24 protein-coding genes and 2 tRNA genes are annotated in these 23283 nt (G+C 62.4%); 14 read left to right on the top strand and 12 right to left on the bottom strand.

The features are described from left to right. The first annotated feature begins 92 nt into the window (after window positions 1-92). The gene (locus L4X63_RS01855; protein ID WP_250676879.1) at window positions 93-1496 is read left to right on the top strand and encodes an alginate export family protein; all 1404 of its coding nucleotides are present in this window, start codon (window positions 93-95) and stop codon (window positions 1494-1496) included. 270 nt (window positions 1497-1766) lie between these two features. Next, on the top strand, window positions 1767-2633 hold the full coding sequence (locus tag L4X63_RS01850) for a laminin B domain-containing protein (RefSeq protein WP_250676878.1): 867 nt from the start codon (window positions 1767-1769) through the stop codon (window positions 2631-2633). Window positions 2634-2663: 30 nt separating this feature from the next. Here the strand turns inward: L4X63_RS01850 and L4X63_RS01845 are convergent, their stop codons facing one another. Continuing rightward, window positions 2664-3146 carry a nucleoside 2-deoxyribosyltransferase gene (locus L4X63_RS01845; RefSeq protein WP_250676877.1) on the bottom strand — a complete coding sequence of 161 codons (483 nt, stop codon included), beginning with the start codon at window positions 3144-3146 and terminating at the stop codon, window positions 2664-2666. Between the two features lie 187 nt (window positions 3147-3333). Here L4X63_RS01845 and L4X63_RS01840 point away from each other — a divergent pair, with 187 nt between their 5' ends. After that, window positions 3334-4059: a hypothetical protein gene (locus tag L4X63_RS01840; protein WP_250676876.1), complete on the top strand. Its 726-nt coding sequence runs from the start codon at window positions 3334-3336 to the stop codon at window positions 4057-4059. A gap of 35 nt (window positions 4060-4094) precedes the next feature. Further along, complete coding sequence (locus tag L4X63_RS01835; RefSeq protein WP_250676875.1) at window positions 4095-6305, top strand: hypothetical protein; 2211 nt, start codon at window positions 4095-4097, stop codon at window positions 6303-6305. Between the two features lie 178 nt (window positions 6306-6483). Here L4X63_RS01835 and L4X63_RS01830 read toward each other — a convergent pair whose 3' ends face one another. Both L4X63_RS01830 and L4X63_RS01825 read right to left on the bottom strand, forming a co-directional pair. Beyond that, a complete protein-coding gene (locus L4X63_RS01830) occupies window positions 6484-8448 on the bottom strand; it encodes a GNAT family N-acetyltransferase (protein WP_250676874.1) in 1965 nt (654 codons plus the stop codon). A 327-nt stretch (window positions 8449-8775) separates the two neighbouring features. After that, the gene (locus L4X63_RS01825) at window positions 8776-9585 is read right to left on the bottom strand and encodes a ParB/RepB/Spo0J family partition protein (protein ID WP_250676873.1); all 810 of its coding nucleotides are present in this window, start codon (window positions 9583-9585) and stop codon (window positions 8776-8778) included. 358 nt (window positions 9586-9943) lie between these two features. Between L4X63_RS01825 and L4X63_RS01820 the strand changes: the two genes are divergently transcribed. Further along, window positions 9944-10189 (top strand): hypothetical protein, encoded by a 246-nt coding sequence (locus tag L4X63_RS01820; protein ID WP_250676872.1) that lies wholly within the window; start codon window positions 9944-9946, stop codon window positions 10187-10189. Window positions 10190-10257: 68 nt separating this feature from the next. Here L4X63_RS01820 and L4X63_RS01815 read toward each other — a convergent pair. Together L4X63_RS01815 and L4X63_RS01810 are read right to left on the bottom strand one after the other, a co-directional pair. Beyond that, window positions 10258-10334, bottom strand: a tRNA-Arg gene (locus L4X63_RS01815). 69 nt (window positions 10335-10403) lie between these two features. Continuing rightward, a tRNA-Asn gene (locus L4X63_RS01810) sits at window positions 10404-10479 on the bottom strand. 189 nt (window positions 10480-10668) lie between these two features. Between L4X63_RS01810 and L4X63_RS01805 the strand changes: the two genes are divergently transcribed. Further along, window positions 10669-11322 carry a cation efflux transmembrane domain-containing protein gene (locus L4X63_RS01805; protein ID WP_250676871.1) on the top strand — a complete coding sequence of 218 codons (654 nt, stop codon included), beginning with the start codon at window positions 10669-10671 and terminating at the stop codon, window positions 11320-11322. Between the two features lie 38 nt (window positions 11323-11360). After that, on the top strand, window positions 11361-11861 hold the full coding sequence (mobB, locus tag L4X63_RS01800; protein WP_250676870.1) for a molybdopterin-guanine dinucleotide biosynthesis protein B: 501 nt from the start codon (window positions 11361-11363) through the stop codon (window positions 11859-11861). A 176-nt stretch (window positions 11862-12037) separates the two neighbouring features. On the opposite strand, the gene L4X63_RS01795 is transcribed toward mobB, so the two are convergent. From L4X63_RS01795 to L4X63_RS01775, 5 genes are all read right to left on the bottom strand, one after another. Then, complete coding sequence (locus tag L4X63_RS01795; RefSeq protein ID WP_250676869.1) at window positions 12038-12622, bottom strand: putative metallopeptidase; 585 nt, start codon at window positions 12620-12622, stop codon at window positions 12038-12040. Between the two features lie 3 nt (window positions 12623-12625). Then, complete coding sequence (locus L4X63_RS01790) at window positions 12626-12922, bottom strand: cytochrome C (RefSeq protein ID WP_250676868.1); 297 nt, start codon at window positions 12920-12922, stop codon at window positions 12626-12628. 100 nt (window positions 12923-13022) lie between these two features. Continuing rightward, entirely contained in the window at window positions 13023-13793 is a 771-nt protein-coding gene (locus tag L4X63_RS01785) for an acyl-CoA dehydratase activase (protein WP_250676867.1), read from the bottom strand. Between the two features lie 117 nt (window positions 13794-13910). Next, window positions 13911-14894, bottom strand: coding sequence for a 2-hydroxyacyl-CoA dehydratase family protein (locus L4X63_RS01780; protein ID WP_250676866.1), 984 nt, complete (start codon window positions 14892-14894; stop codon window positions 13911-13913). Window positions 14895-14901: 7 nt separating this feature from the next. Beyond that, window positions 14902-15240 (bottom strand): hypothetical protein, encoded by a 339-nt coding sequence (locus tag L4X63_RS01775; protein WP_250676865.1) that lies wholly within the window; start codon window positions 15238-15240, stop codon window positions 14902-14904. A gap of 172 nt (window positions 15241-15412) precedes the next feature. Between L4X63_RS01775 and gcvT the strand changes: the two genes are divergently transcribed. The 7 genes from gcvT to lipA all read left to right on the top strand — a co-directional run bounded on the left by gcvT (window position 15413) and on the right by lipA (window position 22261). Next, window positions 15413-16504, top strand: coding sequence for a glycine cleavage system aminomethyltransferase GcvT (gcvT, locus tag L4X63_RS01770; RefSeq protein ID WP_250676864.1), 1092 nt, complete (start codon window positions 15413-15415; stop codon window positions 16502-16504). 98 nt (window positions 16505-16602) lie between these two features. Continuing rightward, window positions 16603-16977 (top strand): glycine cleavage system protein GcvH, encoded by a 375-nt coding sequence (gcvH, locus tag L4X63_RS01765; protein ID WP_250676863.1) that lies wholly within the window; start codon window positions 16603-16605, stop codon window positions 16975-16977. Then, complete coding sequence (gcvPA, locus tag L4X63_RS01760; RefSeq protein ID WP_250676862.1) at window positions 16977-18314, top strand: aminomethyl-transferring glycine dehydrogenase subunit GcvPA; 1338 nt, start codon at window positions 16977-16979, stop codon at window positions 18312-18314. Before gcvH ends, gcvPA begins: the two co-directional genes overlap by 1 nt. Continuing rightward, window positions 18305-19744, top strand: a complete 1440-nt coding sequence (gene gcvPB / locus L4X63_RS01755) for an aminomethyl-transferring glycine dehydrogenase subunit GcvPB (RefSeq protein WP_250676861.1) — start codon at window positions 18305-18307, stop codon at window positions 19742-19744. The genes gcvPA and gcvPB overlap by 10 nt, the downstream gene beginning before the upstream one ends. Window positions 19745-19919: 175 nt before the next feature. Next, on the top strand, window positions 19920-20762 hold the full coding sequence (locus L4X63_RS01750) for a lipoate--protein ligase family protein (protein ID WP_350339158.1): 843 nt from the start codon (window positions 19920-19922) through the stop codon (window positions 20760-20762). Beyond that, complete coding sequence (locus L4X63_RS01745; protein WP_250676860.1) at window positions 20759-21373, top strand: hypothetical protein; 615 nt, start codon at window positions 20759-20761, stop codon at window positions 21371-21373. The genes L4X63_RS01750 and L4X63_RS01745 overlap by 4 nt, the downstream gene beginning before the upstream one ends. Window positions 21374-21379: 6 nt before the next feature. Further along, window positions 21380-22261, top strand: coding sequence for a lipoyl synthase (gene lipA, locus L4X63_RS01740; RefSeq protein WP_284694440.1), 882 nt, complete (start codon window positions 21380-21382; stop codon window positions 22259-22261). Between the two features lie 127 nt (window positions 22262-22388). On the opposite strand, the gene L4X63_RS01735 is transcribed toward lipA, so the two are convergent. Both L4X63_RS01735 and trxA read right to left on the bottom strand, forming a co-directional pair. Next, window positions 22389-22916: a TlpA family protein disulfide reductase gene (locus tag L4X63_RS01735; protein WP_250676859.1), complete on the bottom strand. Its 528-nt coding sequence runs from the start codon at window positions 22914-22916 to the stop codon at window positions 22389-22391. A 1-nt stretch (window position 22917) separates the two neighbouring features. Then, window positions 22918-23247, bottom strand: a complete 330-nt coding sequence (trxA, locus tag L4X63_RS01730) for a thioredoxin (RefSeq protein WP_250676858.1) — start codon at window positions 23245-23247, stop codon at window positions 22918-22920. Window positions 23248-23283 lie beyond the last annotated feature (36 nt).

Here is a 23283-nt window from a genome sequence, read left to right as displayed (position 1 = left end):
GAAATGCCGGAGGGCAGGTGAGGGAAGCCCGTGGAGAAGAGGCGAAGGTGGTGACGGCGGCCAGGAAGGTTCCGGGACCCGGGGGAGGACAGATGAGATACGTATCGGCAATACTGGCGATGTCGGCCATGCTGGCGGCCTGGCCCGCCCCGGCCTTCCCCCTGGAAACCGGGCCGTCCGTACCAAGCTACAAGCTCAACCGCGCCGACGAGGATTACCGCTACCTGCGCGATCCCACGAAAAGAACGGACGTCTGGGATCCGGTCAAGTACCTCCCCCTGGACGGCCGGGGCGACTGGTACCTGAGCCTGGGCGGAGAGGCGCGGGAGCGCTACGAGTACTTCGACAACTTCAACTGGAACGAGCTGCCGCGGGACAACGGCTACTTCCTCCAACGCTACTTTCTCCATGGCGATCTCCACCTGGGAGAGCAGGCCAGGATTTTCGGGCAGTTGCAGAGCAGCCTCGAAAACGGCAGAAGCGGAGGCCCGCGCCCGTCGATCGACCGTAACGAGCTCGACCTTCACCAGGGATTCCTCGACCTCGGCCTTCCGCTGGGAGGGGATGGGGAGCTGACCTTGCGGTCGGGGCGCCAGGAGCTCGCCTACGGCTCCCAGCGCATCGTCTCGGTGCGGGAAGGCCCCAACGTCCGCCAAAGCTTCGACGGCTTCCGCCTCATGTACCGGGCGGGAGAGGTCGCCATCGACGGCATCGCCACTCGTCCCGTCCTCAGCAACCGCCACGTTTTCGACGATTACGCGAGCCATAACCAGGCACTGTGGGGCGTCTACTCGGTTTTCCCGCTCCCGGCCACCAAGGCCAGCATCGACCTCTATTACCTCGGCCTCTACCGCGGCAGCGCCGGCTTCGACCAGGGGCGGGCCCGCGAGACCCGGCATTCGTTCGGTACCAGGATATGGCGTACCGAAAAGCCCTACGATTACAATTTTGAGTTCCTCTACCAGCGAGGAAGCTTCGACGGGGGGGACATCCGCGCCTGGACCGCGGCCTCCGACACCGGTTACCGCCTGGAATCGTTCCCGTTCTCACCGCGCCTCGGGCTCAAGGCCGACATCGCCAGCGGCGACCACGATCCCAACGACCGCAATCTGCAGACCTTCAACCCCCTCTTCCCGAAGGGCGCCTACTTCAGCGAAAACGGCCTGGTGGGGCCCGTCAACCTGATGAACCTCAATCCCTCGGTGGAGCTCCGCCTCCCCCGCGCCCTGACCATCACCGCCAATTGGGACTTCTTCTGGCGGCAGAGCACCCACGACGGCCTCTACAACAATGCCGTCGTGCTGGTGAGGTCGGGGAAAAGTTCCTCCGCCCGGTACATCGGCAGCCAGCCGCAACTGCAGTGCGAATGGAATGTGGAGCGCCACATCTCGCTGGTGGCCATCTACGCCCACTTCCTGGCGGGTCCCTTCCTGCGCCAGTCCGGCTCCGGAGAAGACGTCGACTACGTCACTACCTGGGTTACCTACAAGTTCTGATTCCCCCCCAAACAAAGAAGGCTCACAGCAGAGTGTGAGCCTTCGCCATCGACTCTCTCTCGCTGGTCTTCTCCGGTATTGCGGCTAGGACAGTTCCCGCATCTTCGCGCCCGGCGGTTGCCATAAGGGTGCTCTGAGTTAAACTCAATGTTAAATTTGTTTAATCATGCGGGAACCGACACCACAATGTGACGCCGGACACTCATTGGCACCTTACCGGTGCCGCCAACAGAGAGCTGTTGATAGAGAGTCCGGTACAGGAGGTCGAAGATGACAATGGCATGGAAAAAGGCGCTTGTGATAATGGGGGCAATGACGGTGCTTGTCTGGGGCGGGTGCGGAGGAGGCGGGAGTAACGGCAACGGCAGCGGCAATGTCAACACCCCTGCTAGCTACCACGTTTCGGGCGCTGTCACCCTCAATGGCGCCGGTCTTGATGGCGTTTCGATCGGCACCAGCGGCGCCACGGTAACCACCGACAGCTCCGGGGCCTACACCATCGCCGGGCTCTCCAACGGCAGTTACGCCGTCACCCCGGCCAAAGCCGGTTACTTCTTCTCTCCGGCGAGCATCCCGGTCACCGTGCAGGGGGGGGACCTGACCGGGCAGAATTTCACCGCCACCCCCGACTCCGCCAACGTGGTGGCGAGCTCGTTTACGTCCGGCGACGAGGGGTGGAGAGTTGTCGGAGACGCCCAGGGCACCTCGACGCTCCCGACCTACCGGGCCACCGGCGGGAACCCCGGCGGGTACCTCGAGGCGGTGGACAACGCCGACGGTATCACCTGGTACTGGGTGGCGCCGGCCCAGTTCCTGGGGGACGATTCCTCCTCGTACGGCAAATCCCTGGAGTTCGATCTGCGCCAATCCACCACCCAGTCGCAGTACGCCGACCACGACATCATCCTCGTCGGCGGCGGGATCACGCTCACCTATGACACCCTTCCTCATCCGCAAACCACCTGGACCCATTACAACATCCAGCTCACCGAGAGCGGCTGGAAGAACGGCACTGCCGATGCGACCAGGGCCGATTTCCAGACCGTGCTGGCCGCCGTCACCTCCCTGACCATCCGGGGCGAGTTCGTGGTCGGGCCCGACACCGGCGGATTGGACAACGTGAGGCTCTTCAAGTAGCGGGTCAAGGATCGGGGGCCTTCCGGAGCGTCACGGCACGGCGGGGATGTCGATGTCGTCGATGCTCCGGAAGAGCCTGCCGCCGGTGCATTCGATGAAGTGGAGCACCTGGAGATTGATCGGGATTCCGGCGAAGTCGCCGGAGTCGCGGCGGTCGGTCCTCAGCCCATAGCATGTTTTCCCCAGACCGCAGCCAAAGCCGATCTCGCTGGCGGTTCCGGAATCGACCTCGGCCCCGTCGAGGACGGCAAGCACGATGTCGGCTCCCCTGATCCCCTCGGCGTTGCAGCGGCCGATCTCGCCCGCAACCTGCTGCAAGGCCGCTATCCTTTTTCCGTAGTCCGCAATGGCGAGGGCCTGGTCGATCTTCTCAGCGAACTGCTCCTGCGCCCAAGGATCGAAGATATCGAAGGAGAGCGAGGCGAGCTTGGCCTTCACCTTCTCCAGGTACCCAGACAGTTCCGGGCTGAAGCCCAAAGGCGAGGCGAGGTAAATGGTTTTTCTCTTCTGCATGAAAGCTCCGTTTGTTAGGACGTACCGTTCCGGCTGAGAACGATAGCCGAGAACCCACACGAAATCCATCCCTAATGCACGGCAAAGGGATCACCTTGGAGCCTAACCGGCCGTAGCGATTCTTTTTGACAGGCTCAGGTGGCCTATTGAAATTTCCAAATCTTTCTGGACGAAGGGAGGTTGAGCTATGTGCTGGCACGCCGCCATGGAACACGCCGAGAAGACGCTGGAATCACCCCTCGTTCCCGCCTCGCAGGATCTCATTTCCCTGATCAAGAAGGTGAACCCAACGAGCCTGTGCCTGTCGGAATCGGAACGGGAGTACGGCTATGAGGTGAAGTCGAGGCTCCAGAATCTGCTCCTGGAACAGTACGGGGAAGCCTTCTACCTCGACCCCCATCCTCTGAACCCTAAAATTGTCCTGATCAAGCATGCCACCCTTCCCTCCGTGGATGCCTGTCACACCGAGTTGGTCGAGCTCTCGGGGCGGGCTCTCGACTCCGTTGCCGTCCACCACACACCCTCACCAGCCACGGCGCGCAAGCCCCCGCGCAAGGAGAAGAAGAAAGGACCAGTTGTGGCCGGTGACTCTCCCGCGGATGCCTTGAAGTGTGGACTGGCGCGCCTTGCCGAATACGACTTCGAGGGGGCGGCGGAGCTTTTGGCCGGTATCAGGATTTCGGCCCGCCACGAGATCGCCATCTTAGAGCGGGCCGCCCGCGCGCTCGTGGATGAAATGGGGGCCTATCCGCAGGCGGTGGAATTGCTCCTGGGACAGCAGGGGCAGTTTCTGCGTGACGCGACCCTTCGCGTGCTCTTGGCCCGGACCTACCACCTCCTCGGTGCGGTATCCGAAGCCCGGCTATTTTCGATAGCATACCCAGGGGCGCACTCGACAAGGAAGCCCTGGTAGCCTACGCCGAAATCGCCTACCGCGACGGGAATCCGGTGCTGGCTTGGGAGCTCGTCAGGACGGCCCAGGAAACGGAGGGGTACACGGTGAGGCTGGAGGCCCTGACGAAGGAGGTCGAGGAGGCCATGCAGGCGGAGGTCGAGCCGCTGCTCGCACGCGCCTTTTCCGCCCTCGATGAGGGGCAGGGGGCCCAAGCGGAGCTTAGGGCGCGGCAGGTGCTCCAGTTGTGGCCCGAGAACAAGGGGGCGCGCACGGTCCTCGCACGCCTCGATGCCGGCAGGCGCACTGCCGAGGCCGGCGAGCTCTGGGAGAGACTCGGCCAGGCGGAGGGGTGCGAGGAGAGGCTGGATCTCCTGGAGAAACTGCTGGTACGGGACGGCCAAAACCACGAAAGGATCCTGGAACTCGTCGAGGTGGAAAAGAACAGGAAGAAGGAGCAGGCGGTGCAGGTGCGTCTCGATCGCCTGCCTACGCTGGTGGCGGAGGGGGCATGGCCGGAGGTCTTCGATACCGTGTGGTGGCTACGGGGCCAGGAGAAGGGGGAGTCCCGCTTCCGGCAGGCCTGTTCCCTTTCGCCGTACCTTTCGGTGCTCTGCGATAACCGAAGGCTCGACAAGGTTTCCGAAAGAGGCACCCGGCAGCTTTGGCTCGATTTCGTGAAGGCCGCCGCAACGGTCCGGGCGGGCCGCCCGGAAGGGTGCCTGGAGATCCTCGAGGGGGGAAGGCACTACTTCGAGAGATACGACCAATTCAGGGAGGTCTACCAGCCGGCTCTGGCGGCGGAGCGGGAAAAGGCCCGGGAGGAAATCGAGGCGCTTCTCCTTGCCGCATCCAGGGAGGAGACTACCCTGAGCCAGGCCCACCACTTTCTCAATACGATCCGCAGGGCCGCGGCCCTCTTTCCCGCCGAGGAGAGCGCCGGATTCCTGACCGCCATCGAGGCGCGCATCGCGGAATTGACCCCAACACCCTCGGAGGACGAGCTGATCCGGCAATACCGGTACGCGGCCAGGGCCGGCAACCCCGAGAAAGCTGCCAGATGCAGGAGCCATATCTCCGACCAGGCCGCCCTCGACGAGTTCGATGTCGAGTTGGCCCGTGAATTCGCCATCGAAAGGTCCCCCGTGCAGCTGGCATGGTCGGATACCCTTCAGGTCGACCTTACTAGTGAGCCCCCCCTGTTTTGGGCCGGTTCGTCGGACCGCCACATCTTCTTCAGGGAAGCCGACGATGCCATCGTGATCCTGCACCTGGAAAGGATGACGGCGACCAGGTTCTCGTCGCCGCACTTCAAGGACCTCTACATCTTGGATTGCATCCCTCCGGACGACGTCTTCCTTTTGAAGGACATGAAAACCCACCTCACCTGGTGGCGTGCGGAACTGAGCGAGGAAAAAAGCGCCTTCACCGCCTGTTTCGACATGCGTGAGTTTAGCGAGGTGGCCGACGACTGCGCCATCGCCTTCTTCCTCTCCTCCGAACGCTCCACCGATTACTATGCCCTTATCCGGGACATCAAGGATACCAGGCCGGCCAAGGTGGTGAGAAAAAGGGTCGGCATCAGCGCCAGCCCGATCAGCGATAGCATCAAGATCGGCAACCTTACCGAAATCGTCATGAGACGGCTTTCCTGGCATCCCGACAAGTTCATCATCGGTGGCAAGGACCACCTGAAGGTTTGCGCGAAGAACCTGACTTCGGACTACCGGGTTGACATGCACCCGGACGACATATGGTCGATCGACTTTGCGAACCGGCACCTCTACTACTTCGATCGCGCCATCCTGAAGAGGACCGATCTCGAATTCGGCGAGACCGAGAGGTTCCTGGAATCCAGATGCTGCTTCTTTTTCAGCGAAAACCACCGAAAGCTCTCTCTGTGCCCGGCCAACAGCACCTTGATGGTTGGCGTGGGGCCGAGATGCGCCCTGTACGAGTTCATCGGCAACCGGATCTCAGCCCCCTTCGCGGTGGGGCGTGTGGTGGGGACCAAACCGGCGAGGAAATGGTACACCCACGACTATTGCCTGGAGAGCCGGACCTTGACGCTGCGGGACATCACCGCGGATACCTTCACGATACTGGAATGGGAGGATGCGGTCATGCCGCCGGAAAATGAGGAGGAAGATCCCGACTGGCACCTGAAGCTGCACAAGCAGATCTACCTCGGCTTCAAGGGGGGAGATCAGTCGGAGGAGCCGTGTGAGGACGCCGCCGCCGGTGAGGATACGGCCCCTGCCGTCTAGCTCCCGAAGCGCACTTCGCCACCCAGGGGTATAACGCCACCGGCGCCGATGCCGTCCTCAAGCTGGCGGGGGCGCCGAAGGGCTCCTTCTACCGTTCTTCGACGGCAAGGAGGAGTTCGGCTTGGCGGTCAGCGAGCCGTTCTCCTCCCGTTTCCCCGCCCGGCTCTTCGCCGACCCGTCAGTTGGCGAAGATGAGCCCGCTCAACTCGTTGTCTGCCTGACGGATGAAGCGCGGAAAATCCGCCTCCTCCAGGGCAGCCATCTCTCCCAGGGTGACGGTTTTGAAGGTGTCGAGCTCACTACCGCAGCTGTTGTAGGTCGTGTTGTAGAAGGCCATGCTCTTTTCCTTGGCAAGCCCCATTTCCAATAGCCGCCGAGCTCCCTTCCTGATCAGCTTCAGCTTCCGGTGCAGATCCTCCTCGTCCTTCACGGACCACACCCCCAGATAGATCGGGCTCCCGGCGTTCCTGACGTCCCCGATCAGCTCTCCCCTAAGGAGCTCGTCGCGGTCCTTCCCCAGGTAGGGGAGGAAGTCGAGGTGCTCGACGAGTCTGCGGTCGGCGGTGAAGAAATTGCCGGTCTCGGGGTCGAGGGTGAAGACCATCGTGCGGCCGATGGCCTGGCCGTAGCTTTGGAAAAGGACATCGCGGTACTGGTCACAGGGGACCTGTTCCCTGAGGAAGGCCTCGTTTCTGGCGATCCGCCTGGTGATGCCGAGGAGCCAGGACCTGATCTGGGGATGCTCGATGCGGCAGCCCCTCAGCTCCTCCTTGAGGAGATCGAAGGAACGGGTGCCGGCGCGGTAGTGGAGGATGCCCCGGTAGATGTCGCGGATGTTGTTGTGAGTGCTGAAATGGTAGATGAGGTCGAAGCTGAAGAGCTCCATCTGACGCAGCTGCCAGATGAAGGCGGAGATCTCGGTCCTGCTGCTCTCCTTGCCGATGCCGATCTTGCGGGTCGATTTGATGAACCTGATGTACTTGGACCACAGATCGGTAAGAAGCATAGCTTCCTTGGACCTGTTGGCCCTGAGGGAAATGGTCCACCTGGTGAATTCCCCCGCCGCGCTCTCGACCCTGATCCGGTCGGCCCCGAAGGTGGAAAAGACCTGGATGGTGCCGATCCCCTCGCCGTTTTCCTTGGTGGTCTTGCCGACGAAGAGCGGCACTCGGTCCGCACCGAGCTGTAGCCGCTCCTTTTCGATCCCCGTCCCGTTGTCGGTGATGGCCAAGGTGACGGTATCCTCCTGCTGCTCGAGAGTGAACTCGATGAGACCCCCTCTTCCCGTTGTTTTGATGGCGTCGACCGCGTTGGAGACGATATTGATAAGAGCGCGGCTGAAGGCGGAATAGCTGCCGCTGACCGGCTCGATCTTCCCCCTGAGGGTGACCTTCACCTCGCAACTGCTATCCACCGCCTCCAGGTAGGGGATCACCCGGTCGGTTATCAGCTCCTTCAGGGAAACCTTTTGGGAGAGGTGAACGGTGTCCTCGTAGGTGTTAAGCGTGTTGACGAGGGCGGTGCTCTCGCGGGTGATGTCCTCGGCCATCTTGTTGAAATTGTCCACCGACAGCATGGCCGCCATGTCGAAGAGCACCCTGAGCGATTTCTTCACGTCGTGGCGGACCTTCGAGAGCTCCTCGTTGGCGGAGGTTTCCGGCCGCTTGGTGGAGGCCGCGGTCACCCGCAGGGTTTCCGCCGTGATCGACATCCGGTGGAACTTCATCTTCCGGAAGACGATGGTCTCGTCGATGGTAAACCCTTTGCTTTTGAAGAAGTCGATGGAGCTTATGAGCTTGTCCCAGACGAAGAGGTAGATCTGGGCATCGGGGAGGACGGAGTTGGCCAGATGGCCGGCGAGGGCGGAGCCGATCCCCTTTCCCCTTCCGAAGGGGCTCGTTACCTGGCGGTAGAGATGGAATTTCTTCCGGTCCGGCGTGGTATAGACCAGGAGGTAGCCCAGGAGCTCCCCTTTCTCCTCCCAGACGAGGCTGTGGTCGTAATCGAGGTCGAGCGCCTTGTCGAGGATGTAGGGGGAGGGGATCAAGAGCGAGTCGATGTTCAAAAGCGGCATCCGCCAGATAGCCTTCTCGTGCTCCGGCGTGAGCTTTTTGATGTACGGAGAGCCCGTCGTTGTTTCCACCTGCACCCTCACCTCCCATCGTAAGAATCGCACTCTGGCGCTCAAATTTATCATGGAGGTGCCGGTATAACAACAACGGCCCGGTGCCGCTCACCGCTCAACTTCGATCCGGCAAGACACGGCAGATGGCGGACTTCGTCGACGGGCGCGAGAAGCTGCGGTCTTGTATGCGGAGTTATGGAAGAAAAAAGGAGGCAGATTTACGGATTTTTTAATTAAATTTAGGTACACTTTTTGAGAATTACTTGTGCGATATCGAATGTTTAACCCCTTATTTCGGCCGGCCGAAATGAGGGGCTGGACATAGTTTGGGGTGTGCCGACATAGTCAGCGCTGGGGCTGCTGGGGTGCTTCCTGAGTCGGCGCCAGCTTCTTGAGTTTCTTGCGTACCTCGTTCCAAATCCCCTTCAGCCCTGCCGCCAGCGTAACCCGCTCACTCTCGGCCAGGGTTTCGAGATCGAGCGCGGCCAACCTTTTCAGGAAGTTGTCCACGAAGGATAGGTCCTGAGGTGCGTCCACTATCCCGTTTTTCGCTTTGGCTGCGCTCGCCCGTGCTTGGCTGCGGGTGAGTCCGCTCGCCTTGTACCTTTGGTAAAGGACCATCCCCTTGGCCGGAGTCGCCTTGGCGATTTCCGTGAGCACACCTCTGGACGCGTTGTGGTCGTTGCGGCATTCGTCCTTGATCGGCTGCGGTAGCCTGTTCAACGACAGAATCTCGGAGAGTGTCGACGGGCTCTTTCCGAGGACCCCCGAGAGGTCGCTCAGTTGGTAGCTGTGTGAAGCCCTAAGACTTTCGATCGCCTCCGCCTCTTCGATGGCAGTTAGCTCCTCCCGCAGCAGGTTTTCGACGATCGAGATCTCTGCCGGATCTCCGTCGGTGATCAGCGCAGGGATAGTGCTCAGCCCGGCTGACAGGGTGGCCTGTAACCGGCGCTGTCCGGCTACCACCAGGAACTTTTCCCCCTCGCCCTTTCTCACCAGGATCGGCTCAAGCACTCCCAGCTTCTTGATGGACGCTGTCAGCTCGGCCAACGGCTCCTCGTCGAAGTACTTCCTCGCCTGCAAAGGATCCTGCATCAAGTCGCCTACGTTCAGGACATGCATGGATCCTTTCCGGAATTTGTTCACTGGTGTCATACGCGCCTCCAGTTCGGCCACCCCTGTCACCACGGGCAGCCATTTTTTATTCGCGACAAGATTAACGTATACCAATATATTTTTCTGTCAACGGTAGACGCGGAGTTTGTGCCTCACCGGGAGAAGGCCAAAAAACGCCGATGCGGCAAAAGGGGACGGTTCTTCGGGAGATCGAAGCAAACGAGTCAAGGGCGTCCGGTGAAGGGGTGGTAAAACCGTAAGAGTACTTTAAGGTGCATCCGGAGGGGTATTAGGAGTAGAGTATGTTATTCCAACTCTATCAGGGGAGGTGTCTATGACAGACGATGCTCAAGGGCTGGCTGGCCTTGGCGATATCACTTCGAAACTCCAAGCCGGCATGACTGGCTCAGCAGCATCCGGCACGGACATGGGGTCGCTGCTCGGGCAGATGAACATGACCACGATCATGATCAGCCTGCTGGCGGGGCTGATCGGGTCCGCCTATCTCATGTACGGGAAGAAGACCGGCAACCTCAAGATGGCGCTGACCGGCATCGCCCTTTGCGTCGTGCCGTACTTCATCTCCAATGCCATCGCGTTGGTAGTCTCGTGCATTGCAATGGCCGCCGTCCCCTTCATCTGACGCAAGCCGACTTCGTCATGCAGAAAACAAAAAAGGGCTACGGCTAAAGCCGTAACCCTTTTTTTTATTGGCGCGCCCGGAGAGATTCGAACTCCCGGCCCCAAGATTCGTAGTCTTGTGCTCTATCCAGCTGAGCTACGGGCGCATTCTATTGGATGTGGCGAAGAAGGGAAAAAAGAAGGCTCACAGTTTCCTGTGAGCCTTCTGTGTTAGATGGCTCCCCAACCCGGACTCGAACCAGGGACATGGTGATTAACAGTCACCCGCTCTACCAACTGAGCTATTGGGGAATAGATCAGCAAGTTGTTAACCTTGCAGCTCCTGATGCCCCGGCGGAACCGGTGCATCAAAGAGAACCGTTATATAGCACAGGGTATTTTGGGTTGTCAACATTTTATGTTCGCCTTTTTTGTGCTGATTGACTTCGACCGCCCGCCGGGCCTATATTCATGCTTTACTGCCCGCACGGAAAGGACGGCATGGATATCAAAGCATCGGCGAAAGAGGAGCTTTACCGCCTCGCCTCGGCCCTGGCCTGCATCACCGTCGCGTACAATCTCGTGGAGGGGATCGTCTCCGCCTGGTTCGGCTTCGACGATGACTCCCTCGCGCTCTTCGGCTTCGGCCTCGACTCGTTCGTGGAGGTGGTCTCCGGCGCCGGCATCTGGCACATGGTCCGCCGCCAGCGGTCGAACCGGCAGGAGGAGCGGGACCGCTTCGAGCGGACCGCGCTGAGGATCACCGGCTACTGCTTCTATCTCTTGGCGGCCGGACTCCTGGTCTCGGGCGCCTACGATATCTATCACGGCCACGCTCCCAAAACTACCTTCTGGGGGATCGTCGTCTCCTGCGTTTCCATCCTCTCCATGTGGCTCCTCATCCACTACAAGGTGAAGGCCGGCAGGGCCCTGGAATCGAAGGCCATCATGGCCGATGCCGCCTGCACCAGGGTCTGCCTTTACCTTTCGGGGATCCTGCTCGCCTTCAGTGTCGGGTACCGCTTCACCGGGATCGGCTGGCTCGACTCGGCAGGTGCCCTCGGGATCTCCTGGTTCTGCTATAAGGAAGGGAAAGAAGCACTGGAAAAGGCTGTGGGACTTACCTGCTCGTGCAGTTGCGGCTGCAAAAATTAGACAGCGCGGGCAGGGAAGCCCGCCTGAAGGAGGGACGCATGACCAAGGCAGTTTCTTTCGTGGCAAAATCGGGGACCGGGAAAACGACCCTGCTGGAAAAGGTGATCGGGGAGATCAAGGGGCGCGGCTACCGGGTCGGGGTCATCAAGCACGACGCCCACCGCTTCGACATCGACCATCCCGGCAAGGACAGCTATCGTCTCACCGCGGCCGGTGCCGACACTATGCTGATCTCCTCTCCGGAGAAGCTCGCCGTGGTCAAGAAGCACCGCGAGTCACCTCCCATCGAGGAGCTGGTGGCGGCCTACTTCGGCGACGTCGACATCGTCCTCACCGAGGGGTTCAAAAAGAGCGGGATGCCCAAGATCGAGGTCCATCGCAAGGAGCGGAGCGCCACCCTTCTCTGCCGCGGTGAACAGCACGACGACACCCTGATCGCGGTGGCGAGCGACGAGGCGCTGGATCTCGACGTTCCGGTGCTCGACCTGAACGACCCGGCCCAGGTCGCCGACTTCGTGGTGAAAACCTTCCTCCGCTAGCCGAAGAGCCGCCAAGCGTCCTCCCCTCCCGGCGGGCGGAAACAGCTAGCAATCCAAAATTTCCAGCATCCAAAATATTCAGGGGACTGGCTCCGTAAGGTGCCAGTCCCCTTTTTTTGCTGGGTGCCGTCCGCGCCGGTACCGGCGCTCCCTCCCACGAGCCGTTCCGCCTTCTTCTAGGCGGGGGTCACCTTGATGCGGGGCGCCTGCAGGCGGCGGGCCACGATGGAACGGTGCCGCGAGCGAAGCTCAGCCATATCTCCCTCTAGAAAAGAGAGGAGCGAGCGGTCGGGAAGCTGGGCCAGGTAGACGTCCGAGAGCTGTCCCATGTAGTGGTTGTAGCTCTTGGTCGAGGAGCCATGCGCGTAGTTTCTGCCCGGGAAGCGGCGGATGTCGCCGTCGAAGGCGGGAGAGATGTGGTAGAGCTCGTGGAAGATGGTGATCAGCTTCTCGCGCAGCGGCAGTTCGAGGAAGCGGGGGATCAGGAAGTAGACCACGTAGAGGATCTCCTCCCCCTGGTGGATGATGGTCGGCATGGTGCAGGTCACCGCCCGGCGGCCGCGCCGGCGGCGGACCGACTTCTCACCCCCTTCGAAGCGGAGGGGATGGATCTTGGCGAGGCTTCCTCCGGCACTGGGACGGCCGGAGGAAACACAGACCAAAAGACGTTCGGGGACGATGTGGGAAAATTCGGGGGTGCGGGCGATGACGTCGCGGATCAGCCGCTCCAGTTCGGCGGTCAGGTTCAGCGTTCCACCCAAAGATCAGACTCCGGCTAGTTTCAGCTTGTGGCAAAACAGGCAGCGCATCGGGCCGTCCTTCGGCTTGACCGGATGCTTGGCGGGGAAGGGGACGCCGCCGGGGCCCACGAAATGGCAGGCGGGGCAACCTTTGTCGGCTTCCATCTTGCTCTGGGTCTTCTTGAAGATATCGTAGGAGGCCTGATGATTGGCGTCCAGCGGGACGCGCTTGGTTTTCTCTTCGCCGGAGATGGCGTAGAAAATGATGATGACGGCCACGACGAGGGCGATGAAGATCCAGTCCTGCTTTCTGATGCTCATGGAATTCCTCCGGGAGTTAAGCTCCGGGGGAGGATACCCGGCCGGAGGCCAAAATTCAAGTAAAACAATGGGTCCTGACGGCCGCGGGGGGCGAGCCGTCCTAGGACGCGCAGCCGATGGCGCCGTTGTGCTGGGGGTGGGCGGGAATCACGATCTCCATCCCGCACTCGGCGGTGAGGAGCTTGATCATGGCGCCGTTGAGCGCCACGCCGCCGGTGATGACCAGCTTGGGGGAGGGGAAGCGCTTGAGCATCGGCATGACCCGCTTGACCAGGGTGAGGTTCACCCCGGCACAAAGGCGCGAGAGCGGGTACCCGCGCAGGATCTGGCCGATCAGCTCGCTCTCTCCGAAGATGCCGCAGGTGGCGTCCAGGGGGATGGGGTCCTCGAAGTGTGAGGAAAGCTCGTCGAGGCTCACCTCAAGGACGGCCGCCATGTTCTCCAGGTAGCGCCCGCTGGAGGCCGCGCACTTGTCGTTCATCACGAAATCCTGGAGTCTTCCCCCGGAGACCAGCGCCACCTTGGTGTCCTGCCCCCCCATGTCGAGCATGGTAAAGTCGGCCAGCCCGGTCTGCGCCTTGGCGCCCGTTACGTGAGCCTTGATCTCGGAGATCACCCGCGCCCCGTGGAGGTTGATACTGTTTCGTCCGTAGCCGGTCACCGTGATCTCGGCCCGGGTCAGTTCCTCGGGGGTGAAGATTCCGCTTCCCGCCAGGTCCAGCGAGAGCTCGTCCCCCACCATGCTCCCGTACCTCTTGTAGAAGGAGATGGTGTCCTGGTCCGCAAGCCGGACTATCTCGTGCCCGTCGAGGAGCGCGAACTTAGCCTTACGGCTCCCGAGGTCGATTCCTATCTTAAGATTCTTGGTCACGTTGTCGTTTGCTCCTGCACCATGGATGCGGAATCTTTGGAAATTTTTCGCCTCCGCCTTGCCTAACCAAGGGGTGCCATGTAACATTTTTGTGGCTGAGAAGGGCTAACGGGGATGCTAGAGGCGGTCTTCCAGCAGCTCCAGGAACCCTTCGACACGGATCTTGGTCCTGGCATCCACCTCGCTCGGTTTGTCCCCCTCCAGGGTGAGGATCGGGAGCTGGATGCTTTGCCTCAACACCATATCCTCCATCTGCCGGAAACAAAACGATTGCACATAGTGGATGATGCCGTCCACCCGGCGCAGTTTCAATTCCCGGGCGATGTCCTCGATGCGGTGAAAGATGTCGTACGGGTAGGTGTAGGCCCGGTACTGCTCCACCATGTCGTTCAATCCGTACGGCATGGAGAACTGGCGCTGGGTCTCGTTGAACACCACCCGGGCGTCGTGCTCCTCGAGGAAGCGGTAGAGGCCGGAGACGATCGGGGGGACTCCCAGGTACGCCAGGCGGATCCGCTCCTTGCGGGCAGGCCGGAGACGGGCCTTGGCCAAAAAACCGTCGACCTCGGCCTCGAAGGCCGCGGGGTCTCCGTTCATGTCGGAGGTGCAGACCTGGAAGTAGTGGTTCTCTTCGCCGGTGACGCGATCCTCCTCCCAGCTCAGGCGGTCGATCTCGTGGACCTTGGCGCGGATCCCGTCCAGGCGCCGCTTGGCCTCGTTGACCTCCTCCCAGCCGACCCCCAGGTGGGCCATCAGGTTTTCGATCTCCCCCTTGAGCTTGGCGGCGTCTCTTCCCGCGGGATAGGCGAAGGGGTGGACCCGGATCCCCTTAAGGGAGAGGAGCTCCATAAGCGCCTTGGTATAGCTGCAGTCGCCTTCGGTCACCCCGATCATCTCGTTGATGCCGCTGGCGAGCACCGCGCTGTAGATCCCTTTGATCCAGGCGCAAACGTTGCGGGGAAGCCCTGCCAGTTCCGCCTCGTCGATCATGGAGATGCTTTCGGGATTGGTGATGAAAATATTGTTGAGGTCGACGGGACGTGCACCCGCGGCTATCAGCACCTCGAGCGGGATGGTGGACGTAAAGCCTATCTTCTGCAAAGTTCTGTCACTCCGACTTGATGAAAAAGAGGTAGATGAGTACCGCACCGATGGCCAGGGCGCCGAAAGCGAAAGGGAGGGTGGAGGAGACCGAAAGGCTGTCGCCTTCGGCGGGCATGGTGTACCGGATAAGGATGAGGATGGAGGCGCTGGCAAAAAGGAGGCTCAGGACGAACTTCGACCGTACCACCACCGCATAGAACGCCACGATCAAAAAGATCCCGACAAACCAGGGATTGCTGATGGCGCTCTTCACCGTCAGGGTTTTCAAAGACCTGACCATGTTTTCGGTTTCGAAGGGGGTGAGGATGGTTCGGATTTTGTCGATAAGAGCGGCTTGATCCATTCGGGCCTCCACGTCCTTATTACATTATAAAGATATCGCGTAATTGGCAAGCGCTACTGTTGGAATGCCGCAGGTTACACTATTTTCCCGGCCCTCTCATCTTTTTTTATCGATGGCGGCAGGGCATCTTATTCCACGGACCGGCAATCCGGCCGGTTAAGGAGGGTTACTCATGGAGGATCTAAAGGCAACCCCGTTAAGGATGCACCACGAGGGACTCAAGGCGCTCATGGCTCCCTTCGGGGGATGGCTGATGCCGATCCAGTACGAGGGGATACTTGCCGAGCATAAGTGGTGCCGCGAGCAGGCCGCCCTCTTCGACATCTGCCACATGGGCGAGTTTCTTTTCAAGGGCGACCTGGTGGCGGAGGGGCTCGAGGACGTCTTCACCTTCTCGGTGAAAAGTATTCCGGCCGGGCGCTCGCGCTACGGCTTTCTCCTCAACGAGCGGGGGGGGGTGATCGACGACCTGATCGTCTTCCGGCTGGCCGAGGACGAGGTGATGATCGTGGTCAATGCCGCCACCACCGGCAACGACCTCGCCGTCATCCGCTCCCGCCTGAAGCCGGGCGCGCAGCTGACCGACATCTCGGCCCGCACCGCGAAAGTGGACCTGCAGGGGCCGCTCTCCCGCGACGTGCTGGTGGAAGTCATCGGCCCCCAGGTGGCCGGTATCCCCTTCTTCAAGTTCATCCGCACCAAGGTGCTCGGTGCCGACGCGCTGGTGAGCCGCACCGGCTACACCGGCGAGCTCGGCTACGAGATCTTCCTCCCCGCCGAGAAGGTCGCCGGACTTTGGGAACGTCTCCTCAGGGACCCGCGCGTGAAACCGGCCGGCCTTGGAGCCCGCGACCTGCTGCGGCTGGAGGTGGGATACTCCCTCTACGGAAACGACCTCGACGACAACACGACGCCGCTCGCCGCCGGGCTCTCCGCCTTCGTCAACCTGGACAAGAGCTTCGTCGGGAAGGAGGCCCTCCTGGAGGAGCAGCGCAAGGGGGCGGACATGGTGAAGATCGCCTTCAAGGGAAACTCCCGCCGCTCGCCCCGCCACCACTACGAGATCTTCCACGGCGGCGCCAAGGCCGGCACGGTCACCAGCGGTGCCTTTTCTCCCATGCTCGGGGTCGGCATCGGCCTGGGCTTCGTCAAACCGGAGGCCGCCAAGCCAGGCACCGTGCTCACCATCAAGCAGGACCGGGTCGAGATGGAGGCCGAGGTGGTGGAGCTTCCCTTCTACCCGGGCGGATCGCTCAGGTCGTAAGCCGGTAGCGGAGGGGCCGGAGCCGCCCGCTTGCCCCTCTCACATCACGATACACAATCGACGCGGCGAGATTCGCGTACCAAGGGGAGGGTTACCAGATGGCAAAGCACTACACCAGGGAGCACGAGTGGGTTTCGGTGAGCGGAACGGTGGCGACGGTCGGCATCAGCGACCATGCGGCGCATGAGCTGGGTGACATCACCTTCGTCGAACTTCCCCAGGCGGGGAAATCGGTGAAACAGTTTGACATCCTGGCCGCCATAGAATCGGTCAAGGCGGCCAGCGACATCTATTCACCCCTCTCCGGCAAGGTGATCGAGGTCAACAGCCGTCTCGATGATGCGCCGGAGCTGGTCAACCAGAGCGCCGAGGATGCCGGCTGGATCTGCAAGCTGGAGGCGAGTGACCTCGGGGAGGTCGGCGCCCTCATGGACGAGGCGGCCTACCAGGAATTCGTGCAAGGACTGGTGTGATGGGATACTCTCCTAACACGCCGGAGGAGATCCGGGAAATGCTCGCGGCGATCGGGGCGGGGAGCGTCGAGGAGCTCTTCTCCTCGATCCCCCGGGAGTTGAGGGCCAAGTCTTTCGACCTCCCTCCCGGACTCTCCGAGTTCGAGCTGATGGGGATCATGCGGGAGAAGGCGTCCACCGGAGGGTGCGGCATCACCCCCTTCATCGGTGGCGGCCTCTACGATCACTTCATCCCTGCGGCCGTGGACCACCTCTCCTCCCGTGCCGAGTTTTACACGGCCTACACCCCGTACCAGCCGGAATGTTCCCAGGGGACCCTCCAGGCGCTCTTCGAATACCAGACCGCCATCTGCCGGCTGACCGGGATGGAGGCCTCCAACGCCTCCCTCTACGACGGCGGCACCGCGGTGGCCGAGGCGGCCCTGATGGCGTTCCGCATCACCGGGAGGCACCAGGTGGTCCTGGACGAATCGGTCAATCCCTTCTACCGCGAGGTGGTGCGGGGATACCTGGCGAGCGTCGCGGAGCAGGTCGTCGAGGTCGCCCCCCTTGGGTACGGCTCCGATTTCGACATGCTCTCCGGAACGGTCACCGGCGAGACCGCGGCCATCATCGTGCAGAACCCGAACTTCTTCGGCACCGTCGAGGACTTCGCCGCCCTGGCGGAGAAGGCGCACCAGCACGGCGCCCTCCTCATCGTCTGCAGCTATCCGGTCGCCCTCGGCCTCGTCAAGAGCCCGGGCGAGATGGGGGCGGACATCGCCGCCGGCGAGGGGCAAAGCCTCGGCAACCACCTCTCCTTCGGAGGCCCCTACTTCGGGTTCATCACCACCTTGAAGAAGTACATCAGAAACCTCCCGGGGCGGATCGTCGGAGAGACCATCGACAAGGACGGCCAGCGTGGCTACGTCCTCACCTTGCAGGCCCGCGAGCAGCACATCAAGAGGCAAAAGGCCACCTCCAACATCTGCTCCAACCAGAGCCTCTGCGCCCTGCGCGGCATGATCTTTACCGCCGCCCTCGGCAGGAAGGGGTTCGAGGAACTGGCGGCGCTCAACTACGACAAGGCCGAGTACGCCCGGGGGGTGCTTTCCGCCATCGACGGGGTGAGCGTGATCAACGCCGGAACCACCTTCAACGAGTTCGTGCTCTCGCTCCCGAAGCCGGCCGCGCCGGTGGTCGAGCGGCTGCTCCCCTTTGGGGTTGCCGCCGGACTCCCGCTCGGCAGCTACTATCCGGAGATGGAGAACACCCTGGTGGTGACGGTAACCGAGAAGAGGACCAAGACGGAGATCGACCGGCTGGCCTCTCTCCTGCAGGAGGCCCTATGGAGCTGATCTACGAGAAATCGGTCCCCGGCCGCACTGGGGTCCGCATCCCGGTGGCCGACATCCCCCGCACGACCGGAGGCTTTCCCGCCGGGCTCCGGCGCTTTGAGCCGGCCGCCTTCCCCGAGGTGAGCGAGCTCGACCTGGTGCGCCACTACACGAACCTCTCCCGCCGCAACTTCTCCGTGGATACCAACTTCTATCCGCTCGGCTCCTGCACCATGAAGTACAACGCCAAGGTCATGGAGAACGCAGCCGCCCTCTTTGCCGGCTGCCATCCGGTGGTAGCGCTGCTTCCCGGCGGCGAAAAGCTCGTCCAGGGGCCGCTGTCGCTCGTCTGGGAGCTGGAGCGGCAGCTCGCCGAGATCACCGGGATGGACGAGGTAACCACCCAGCCGCTGGCGGGCGCGCATGGGGAGATGACCGGTATCATGCTGATCGCCGCCTACCACAAGGCGCGCGGCCAGAAAAGGAAGTACGTGATCGTGCCGGACTCCTCCCACGGTACCAACCCGGCCTCCGCCGCCATGGCCGGTTACGAGATCGTCACCATCCCGACCGCCCCCTACGGGGACATGGACCTCGACGCCTACCGGGCCGCCATGAACGACCAGGTGGCGGCGGTCATGATGACCTGTCCGAACACCCTCGGCCTCTTCAACCCCTACATCGCCGAGATCTGCCGGATCGCCCACGAGGCGGGCGCGCTCACCTACTACGACGGCGCCAATCTCAACGCCATCCTTGGCAAGGTCCGGCCCGGCGACGTCGGCTTCGACGTCATCCACGTCAACCTCCACAAGACCTTCGGCACTCCCCACGGCGGGGGCGGCCCGGGGAGCGGTCCGGTCGGCGTGCGCGCCGGTCTCATCCCCTACCTTCCCACCCCGCGCGTGGTGAAGAAAGATGACGGGAGCTTCGCGGTGGAGGCCCATCCGGAGGGGATCGGCAGGGTCTCCGACTTCTTCGGCAACTTCGGTATCATGGTCCGCGCCTTCGGGTACATCACCCTCCTCGGGCGCGAGGGGCTCATCGAGGTGAGCGAGCAGGCGGTGCTGAACGCCAACTACCTGATGGCGCGGCTCAAGGAGGAGTACGACCTCCCCTTCGACCAGACCTGCATGCACGAGTGCGTCTTCTCCGCGGCGCGCCAGGCCAAGGAAGGGATCCACGCCATCGATATCGCGAAGTACCTGATCGACCGGGGATTCCATCCCCCCACGGTGTACTTCCCGCTCAACGTCAAGGAGGCCATCATGATCGAGCCGACCGAAACGGAGAGCAAACAGACCCTCGACTCCTTCATCGCGGTGATGATCGAAGCGGCGCGCTGCGCCAAGGAGTCGCCACAGGAGCTGAAGGACGCTCCCATCACCACCCCGGTCGGCAGGCTCGACGAGACGAGGGCCGCCCGCGCCTTGCAGGTCTGCTGCGAATGAGGCATACTCCCTTTTCGCCACCCTTTCCCATCCCTCGTCCCTCCCCTTCCCGGGGGCGATGACTATGGAGAGGGCCGGGGACCCCGTGCCCACGCGGATCTGCCAGGAAGCGGCGGGGAGAGGGGTGGCAGGGAAACGGTGGGCAGAGGGTTGGCCACCCTACAAAGGGATTTCTGTGAAGAGTAACGATACTGCGCCCCTCTGGCGGCTGGTGGACACCGGGCCGCTGGAGGGGGCAGCCAACATGGCGGTGGACGAGGCACTTCTCACCTGCTTCAGGCCGGGTGAATCCCTGCCGGTGCTGAGGCTGTACGGCTGGGCTCCTCCCACCCTCTCGCTGGGCCGCTACCAGGAGGCGGCCGCGTCCCTCGATCTCGGGCTCTGCCGGGCCGAGGGGATTCCGGTCGTCCGCAGGATGACCGGCGGAGGGGTTATCTACCACGCCGATGAGCTCACCTACAGCATCGTCTGCTCCCCTGCCGAGGCCGGCGAGGGGGGCGTCAAGGCCGGCTTCCGCCGGCTCTGCTCGTTTCTCATCGAGGGATATCGCCGGCTCGGGCTGGACGCCGGCTTCGCCGTCGACCGTGCCCCCCATGGAGAGCGCCTGGGGGAGCGGACCTCCTTTTGCTTCGCGGGAAAAGAAGAGTACGACGTCCTGGTCGGCGGCCGCAAGGTGGGCGGCAACGCCCAGCGCCGGTTGCGGGAGGCGATCCTGCAGCACGGCTCGATTCCGCTGGAAAACCGGGTGGCGGATGGGGTCCGCTTCCTGCCCGGACCGGCCCCCGGTGCCGAAACCGCGGTGAGCCTTGCCGAGCTCGGGGCAGCTCCCGGGGAGGGGCGGCTGAAGGAAATTCTGGCAGCCTCCTTCGAGGCCGCGATGGGGGCTCGCCTGGTGCCGGGGGCGCTGACCGGCGAGGAGCGGGAGCTGGCTTTGCGGCTGGAACGTGAGAAGTATCGAGGCGGCCCCTGGACTCTTGAGGGGGGGAAGGAGGGCGGACGGTGCCCGAAGAAGACATGAGCAGGTGCATTCCGGAATTTCCGCCGCTGCTGGGAGGGCTGAGCCTCGAAGCGCTTCAGGAGGAGGCGGGCTCGGTGTTCGGTCTTTTTCCCGACCTCACCATCGGCTATCTCAATTCAGGCTGGTTCCGGTTCGCCGCCGAAAACGATGGCGAACCCGCCATCTCGGAACGGTTCGGCCTCGGGAGTTACATCGGGAGCGCCATTGCCGGAGAGGCCAAGGACTTCTACCTGGAGCGCTTCGAGACCGCGTTGCGGAGTGGCCAGGTGTGGCGGCACGAGTACGAGTGCTCGAGCGAGGCGGTCTTCCGCACCTTCCACCAGACGGTGTATCCTCTCGCCGGACAGGCCGGTCTCGTAGTGGTAAACAGCCTGGTGGTAGAGAGGCCGCACGACGCCGCGGAACGTCCGCCGCACCCGCCGCTGGCCGGCCTCTATTGCAACGAACACGGGCTGATCAGCCAGTGCAGCAACTGCCGGCGCGTCCACAGAAGGGCCGATCCCGAGCGCTGGGACTGGGTTCCCGCCTGGGTGGCCAGCATGCCCGAAAACATCACCCACACCTTTTGCCGGACCTGCTTCGAGTATTATTTTCTCCGTACCGTCCGCTGATACCGCATGAGACTTCCCCACGAGGAGAACAGTAAGCCGATGGACCCCCTCCGCAAACCCGCCTGGCTACAGAAAAAGATGACCCCCTCCGCCCACGCCGAGATGGAGGGGCTCTTGAGCGAGCTTCGTCTGAACACCGTCTGCCAGCAGGCGCGTTGCCCGAACATCAGCGAGTGTTTCAAGAACCGCCAAGCCACCTTCCTCATCCTCGGCAGGATCTGCACCCGGCTTTGCTCCTTCTGCAGCGTCAGCAAGGAACGCCCCTTCCCTCCCGACCCCGGCGAACCGGCCCAGGTGGTGGAAGCGATCCGCCGGTTGAAGCTTTCCCACGTGGTGATTACCAGCCCCACCCGGGACGATCTGGCCGATGGAGGCGCCTCCCTCTACGCCGCGACGGTAGCTGCCATCCGCGAGGGGGCTCCGGGAACCAAGGTCGAGCTCCTGATTCCCGATTTCGCCGGGAACGAGGCCGCCCTGGCCACGGTGCTCGCATCTTCCCCGGACATCCTGGCCCACAACGTGGAGACGGTGCCGCGGCTGTACCACATCCGCTCGGGGGCCGACTATCGCCGCTCCCTTCACCTGCTGGCCGAGGCGCGGCGGCTGGCCCCCGGTCTCAAGACCAAGTCGGGGTTGATGCTGGGGTTGGGAGAGCGCGAGGAAGAACTCTTCGCGGTGCTGGAAGAGCTGGTTGCGGCGGGATGCTCGTACCTGAGCCTGGGACAGTACCTGGCGCCCAGCCGGGCGCACCATCCGGTCGAGCGGTACGTGGAGCCGGAGCTTTTCGACCGGTACCGGGAACGGGCGTTGGCGATGGGATTTCTGCATGTGGAGAGCGGGCCGTACGTGCGGAGCTCCTACCACGCGGAGCAGTACGATCGGCCTTAGCCCCTTTAGGGAAGGGCGGGGCGCAGGCCGGGTGAGGGTGCAAAAGGCCGGAAAAGGAAAAGGGACCGCCACGTGGGCCGGTCCCTTTTCTTTTCTCGTACCGGGAAAGCGTACTCTCCCTTGCCCGCTAAGGCTCGGCCAGCAGCCGCTTGACGGTATCCTCGATCGCCTTGGCGGTCTGGTCGGAATACCCCTGAAACTTCTCCGCCACCATGCCGCGCTTGTTGATCACGTAGATGGTCGGGATGGAGCGCAGGCCGTAATCGGTCTGCATATCCTCCCCCCCCATGGCAACGGGGTAGTTGATCCTGCGCGCGGCGATGAAATCTTTCACCTCGCGGTCGGTTCCCTCGTCCACGCTCACCCCGAGGACCTGCAACCCCTGCCGGCCGTACTTGCGGTTCAGGTCGATCAGGTGCGGGATCGATTCCCGGCAGGGAACGCACCAGGTGGCGAAGAAATCCATCACCAGCACGTATCCCCGGTAGTTGTTGAGAGTGATCGCCTGACCCGAGGTGGTGGAGAGCTTGATCTGGGGAGCCTTGTCCCCCTTCTGGAGGATGGCGGCTGCCGGCTGGATGGAGATCAGCAGACCGGCAACCGCGAGCGGGAATACCTTACAGAAAAACTTCCTAAACGGGATCTGCTTCTTCATCTTAGAGTGCCTTTTTGATCAGGGCCTCCAGCTGGGTTTTCGGGATGGCACCGACTACCTGGTCAAGCACTTTGCCGTCCTTGATCAGGATCACGGTCGGGATGCCGCGCACCCCGTACTTCCCGGGGGTGGCCGGGTTGTCGTCCACGTTGACTTTTCCGACCTTGACGCGGCCTTCGTACTCGGAGGCTACTGCGTCGATGAGCGGCGCGATGGCTTTGCAGGGGGCGCACCAGGTGGCCCAGAAGTCTACCAGGACGGGGATTGGGGACTGGAGAACCTCTTTTTCAAAGTTGTCGTCGGTGAACGTAAGTACGTTTTCGCTGGCCATGTAACCGTCTCCTTTAATAAAAAAAGTGAGTATTAC

Origin of the sequence: Geomonas sp. Red32, assembly GCF_023652955.1 — a bacterium.
Classification (GTDB): domain Bacteria; phylum Desulfobacterota; class Desulfuromonadia; order Geobacterales; family Geobacteraceae; genus Geomonas.
The sequence above is the reverse complement of the archived record's forward strand: the minus strand, read 5'-3'. Positions and strand labels throughout refer to the sequence as shown.

Bases quoted from the DNA above. Each gene is read 5' to 3' on its own strand.
- L4X63_RS01775 (WP_250676865.1), bottom strand. From the start codon at position 15,240: ATGGATCAAGCCGCTCTTATCGACAAAATCCGAACCATCCTCACCCCC.
- gcvT (WP_250676864.1), top strand. From the start codon at position 15,413: ATGGAGGATCTAAAGGCAACCCCGTTAAGGATGCACCACGAGGGACTC.
- L4X63_RS01855 (WP_250676879.1), top strand. From the start codon at position 93: ATGAGATACGTATCGGCAATACTGGCGATGTCGGCCATGCTGGCGGCC.
- L4X63_RS01850 (WP_250676878.1), top strand. From the start codon at position 1,767: ATGACAATGGCATGGAAAAAGGCGCTTGTGATAATGGGGGCAATGACG.
- L4X63_RS01805 (WP_250676871.1), top strand. From the start codon at position 10,669: ATGGATATCAAAGCATCGGCGAAAGAGGAGCTTTACCGCCTCGCCTCG.
- L4X63_RS01790 (WP_250676868.1), bottom strand. From the start codon at position 12,922: ATGAGCATCAGAAAGCAGGACTGGATCTTCATCGCCCTCGTCGTGGCC.
- L4X63_RS01845 (WP_250676877.1), bottom strand. From the start codon at position 3,146: ATGCAGAAGAGAAAAACCATTTACCTCGCCTCGCCTTTGGGCTTCAGC.
- L4X63_RS01825 (WP_250676873.1), bottom strand. From the start codon at position 9,585: ATGACACCAGTGAACAAATTCCGGAAAGGATCCATGCATGTCCTGAAC.
- gcvPA (WP_250676862.1), top strand. From the start codon at position 16,977: ATGGGATACTCTCCTAACACGCCGGAGGAGATCCGGGAAATGCTCGCG.
- L4X63_RS01735 (WP_250676859.1), bottom strand. From the start codon at position 22,916: ATGAAGAAGCAGATCCCGTTTAGGAAGTTTTTCTGTAAGGTATTCCCG.
- mobB (WP_250676870.1), top strand. From the start codon at position 11,361: ATGACCAAGGCAGTTTCTTTCGTGGCAAAATCGGGGACCGGGAAAACG.
- trxA (WP_250676858.1), bottom strand. From the start codon at position 23,247: ATGGCCAGCGAAAACGTACTTACGTTCACCGACGACAACTTTGAAAAA.
- L4X63_RS01745 (WP_250676860.1), top strand. From the start codon at position 20,759: ATGAGCAGGTGCATTCCGGAATTTCCGCCGCTGCTGGGAGGGCTGAGC.
- gcvPB (WP_250676861.1), top strand. From the start codon at position 18,305: ATGGAGCTGATCTACGAGAAATCGGTCCCCGGCCGCACTGGGGTCCGC.
- gcvH (WP_250676863.1), top strand. From the start codon at position 16,603: ATGGCAAAGCACTACACCAGGGAGCACGAGTGGGTTTCGGTGAGCGGA.
- L4X63_RS01820 (WP_250676872.1), top strand. From the start codon at position 9,944: ATGACTGGCTCAGCAGCATCCGGCACGGACATGGGGTCGCTGCTCGGG.
- lipA (WP_284694440.1), top strand. From the start codon at position 21,380: ATGAGACTTCCCCACGAGGAGAACAGTAAGCCGATGGACCCCCTCCGC.
- L4X63_RS01840 (WP_250676876.1), top strand. From the start codon at position 3,334: ATGTGCTGGCACGCCGCCATGGAACACGCCGAGAAGACGCTGGAATCA.